This is a genomic window from Enterobacter cloacae complex sp. SYL003 (assembly GCF_049236925.1).
GTDB lineage: Bacteria > Pseudomonadota > Gammaproteobacteria > Enterobacterales > Enterobacteriaceae > Enterobacter > Enterobacter intestinihominis.
The window spans coordinates 1-3,689 of the sequence record NZ_JBMKJK010000047.1 but is presented as its reverse complement, the minus strand read 5'-3'; the positions used below and the strand labels follow the sequence as shown (position 1 = coordinate 3,689).

Annotated in this window: 3 protein-coding genes and 1 pseudogene; 3 read left to right on the top strand and 1 reads right to left on the bottom strand. The window is 55.7% G+C overall.

Annotation, left to right across the window (positions count from 1 at the left end):
• Nucleotides 1-30: 30 nt before the first annotated feature.
• The gene (gene tetR(D), locus ACOT1A_RS24395) at nucleotides 31-687 is read right to left on the bottom strand and encodes a tetracycline resistance transcriptional repressor TetR(D) (protein WP_000113282.1); all 657 of its coding nucleotides are present in this window, start codon (nucleotides 685-687) and stop codon (nucleotides 31-33) included.
• Between the two features lie 95 nt (nucleotides 688-782).
• Here tetR(D) and tet(D) point away from each other — a divergent pair, with 95 nt between their 5' ends.
• The 3 genes and pseudogenes from tet(D) to ACOT1A_RS24380 all read left to right on the top strand — a co-directional run.
• The gene (gene tet(D), locus ACOT1A_RS24390) at nucleotides 783-1,967 is read left to right on the top strand and encodes a tetracycline efflux MFS transporter Tet(D) (RefSeq protein WP_001039466.1); all 1,185 of its coding nucleotides are present in this window, start codon (nucleotides 783-785) and stop codon (nucleotides 1,965-1,967) included.
• 94 nt (nucleotides 1,968-2,061) lie between these two features.
• Nucleotides 2,062-3,171: an S-(hydroxymethyl)glutathione dehydrogenase/class III alcohol dehydrogenase gene (locus tag ACOT1A_RS24385; protein ID WP_000842134.1), complete on the top strand. Its 1,110-nt coding sequence runs from the start codon at nucleotides 2,062-2,064 to the stop codon at nucleotides 3,169-3,171.
• Between the two features lie 21 nt (nucleotides 3,172-3,192).
• Nucleotides 3,193-3,615: pseudogene (locus ACOT1A_RS24380) on the top strand (alpha/beta hydrolase-fold protein); the annotation flags it as partial.
• Nucleotides 3,616-3,689: the final 74 nt, after the last annotated feature.

Genomic DNA, 3,689 nt, shown 5'->3' with positions numbered 1-3,689 from the left:
GGCCTTTGAATGGGTTCATGTGCAGCTCCATCAGCAAAAGGGGATGATAAGTTTATCACCACCGACTATTTGCAACAGTGCCGTAAGCTGCACCTCAAACCCCCGGATCAGGCTCTCCAGGCCATGCAGAAAGGCCTGCTCACCATCATCACTGTCCATAATCTGCAGCGCTTCCCGCAATAGCGGCGGCAGGTTTTCGTCCGGTGCTGCAGGGCGGTCGGTCAGGGCGGCAGTATGCTCCTGCTGCTCCAGTACGGCACCAAGGGTAAAATGACTGACCGCTGAAATCGCATATAACCCGTCGCGCAGTGAAAAGCCGTTTTCTGTCATAAAGCGTAACTGGGTTTCCACCGTATCATACTGTTTTTCATCAGGGCGGGTGCCGAGGTGCACTTTTGCCCCGTCACGGTAACGCAGCAGCGCCCGGCGGAAACTCATTGCATTATTGCGCAGAAATGACTGCCAGGATTCCCCCGCCGCAGGCAGTGAATAATCATGATGACGCGCCAGGATCTCCACCGCCAGCGCATCCAGTAACGCCCGTTTATTTTTCACATGCCAGTAAAGTGTCGGCTGTTCTATTCCCAGCTTCTGCGCCAGCTTGCGGGTCGTCAGCCCGTCAATCCCTGTCTCATTCAGCAGTTCCAGTGCCGCATCAATAACCGATTCTCTGTTCAGCCGTGCCATGACCGTCTCCTCCGATTTTCAGATTGACACTCTATCATTGATAGAGATATATTCCAACTCTATCAATGATAGGGAATTAACACAGGATCTGAAAAATGAATAAACCCGCTGTCATCGCGCTGGTGATTACACTGCTGGACGCGATGGGAATTGGTCTGATCATGCCGGTATTACCGTCACTGCTGCGGGAATATCTCCCGGAAGCGGATGTGGCAAACCATTACGGCATTCTGCTGGCGCTGTATGCGGTGATGCAGGTCTGTTTTGCTCCGCTGCTGGGCAGATGGTCAGATAAGCTGGGGCGCAGACCGGTGCTGCTGTTATCCCTGGCGGGTGCCGCGTTTGATTACACACTGCTGGCACTGTCCAATGTGCTGTGGATGTTGTATCTCGGGCGGATTATCTCCGGGATCACTGGTGCCACCGGCGCGGTTGCGGCTTCGGTAGTGGCGGACAGCACGGCGGTCAGCGAGCGTACCGCCTGGTTCGGCCGTCTCGGTGCGGCCTTTGGTGCCGGGCTGATTGCCGGGCCGGCTATCGGCGGACTGGCGGGGGATATCTCACCGCATCTGCCGTTTGTCATTGCGGCAATACTGAATGCCTGCACCTTTCTGATGGTCTTTTTTATCTTTAAACCGGCGGTACAGACAGAAGAAAAACCGGCGGAGCAGAAACAAGAAAGCGCAGGTATCAGCTTTATCACACTGCTTAAACCTCTGGCGCTGTTGCTGTTTGTCTTTTTTACCGCGCAGCTTATCGGGCAGATCCCGGCCACTGTCTGGGTATTGTTTACGGAGAGCCGCTTTGCCTGGGACAGCGCGGCGGTCGGTTTTTCACTGGCGGGACTCGGGGCGATGCATGCACTGTTTCAGGCGGTGGTTGCCGGGGCGCTGGCAAAACGGCTGAGTGAGAAAACCATTATTTTCGCCGGATTTATTGCCGATGCCACCGCGTTTTTACTGATGTCTGCTATCACTTCCGGATGGATGGTGTATCCGGTCCTGATCCTGCTGGCAGGCGGCGGAATTGCACTGCCTGCATTGCAGGGCATTATCTCTGCCGGGGCATCGGCGGCAAATCAGGGAAAACTACAGGGTGTGCTGGTCAGCCTGACCAATCTGACCGGCGTGGCGGGCCCGCTGCTGTTTGCTTTTATTTTCAGTCAGACACAGCAGAGTGCGGACGGTACGGTGTGGCTGATTGGCACGGCACTGTACGGTCTGCTGCTGGCAATCTGTCTGCTGATCAGAAAACCGGCACCGGTGGCGGCCACCTGCTGACCGGCGCTATACAGGCAGCGCTGTTGTGCGGTATGGTGGACGGCATTCGTGCTTATCGCCTGCCATGATAAGCCTCAGACACAGAGGAACCGTTATGAAATCACGCGCAGCAGTCGCCTTCGGGCCGGGTTTACCCCTTGAAATTGTTGAAATTGATGTGGCACCGCCGAAGAAAGGTGAAGTGCTGGTGAAAATCAGTCACACCGGGGTATGCCATACCGATGCCTACACGCTTTCCGGTGATGATCCGGAAGGTCTGTTCCCGGTGGTGCTCGGCCATGAAGGTGCCGGGGTGGTGGTTGAGGTCGGTGAGGGCGTGACCAGTGTGAAACCGGGCGACCATGTGATCCCGCTGTACACCGCCGAGTGCGGCGAGTGTGATTTCTGTACCTCCGGTAAAACCAACCTCTGTGTTGCCGTCCGCGAAACCCAGGGCAAAGGCGTGATGCCGGACGGCACCAGCCGTTTTTCGTATAACGGTCAGCCGCTCTATCACTATATGGGCTGCTCGACATTCAGCGAATATACCGTTGTGGCGGAAGTATCACTGGCGAAAATCAATCCGCAGGCCAATGCGGAGCAGGTTTGCCTGCTCGGCTGCGGCGTGACCACCGGGATCGGCGCGGTACACAATACCGCGAAGGTACAGGAAGGGGATTCTGTGGCGGTATTCGGCCTCGGCGGTATCGGGCTGGCCGTGGTGCAGGGCGCACGTCAGGCAAAAGCGGGGCGCATCTTTGCCATCGATACCAATCCATCCAAGTTTGAGCTGGCAAAACAGTTCGGCGCCACAGACTGCATTAATCCCAATGATTATGACAAACCTGTTCAGCAGGTGCTGGTCGAAATGACCAAATGGGGTGTGGATCATACCTTTGAATGTATCGGCAATGTCAATGTGATGCGGTCGGCGCTGGAAAGTGCGCACCGTGGCTGGGGGCAGTCGGTAATTATCGGGGTGGCGGGTGCCGGAAAAGAGATTTCAACCCGTCCGTTCCAGCTGGTGACCGGCCGGGTCTGGAAAGGCACGGCGTTCGGCGGCGTGAAAGGGCGTACCCAGTTGCCGGGAATGGTGGAAGATGCCATGAGCGGCAAAATCGAGCTGGCGCCGTTTGTCACGCACACCATGGAACTGGATAAAATCAATGAAGCTTTTGATTTGATGCACGACGGCAAATCCATCCGCACAGTCATTCATTACTGATAACGTATTCAGGGAGATACTATGGAACGGATTGAACATCACGTCTGTTTCGGCGGCAGCCAGGAAGTCTGGCGTCACCACTCTGCGGTGACCGGCACGCCGATGACTTTTTCCGTGTTTCTGCCGCCGCAGGCAAAAACAGAGAAATGTCCTGTGCTGTACTGGCTTTCCGGGCTGACCTGCAACGAGCAGAATTTTATCACCAAAGCCGGGGCACAGCGTTACGCAGCGGAACACGGCCTGGTGATTGTCGCGCCGGATACCAGTCCGCGCGGCAGTCAGGTGGCGGATGATAAAGAGTACGATCTCGGCCAGGGTGCCGGGTTTTATGTCAATGCCACACAGGAGCCGTGGAAAGCGCATTATCAGATGTATGATTATATTCTGAATGAGCTGCACACCCTGGTAAGCGGGCATTTCGGCACATCGGAAAAACGGGCACTGTTGCAAAGTTAGCGATGAGGCAGCCTTTTGTCTTATTCAAAGGCCTTACATTTCAAAAACTCTGCTTACCAGGC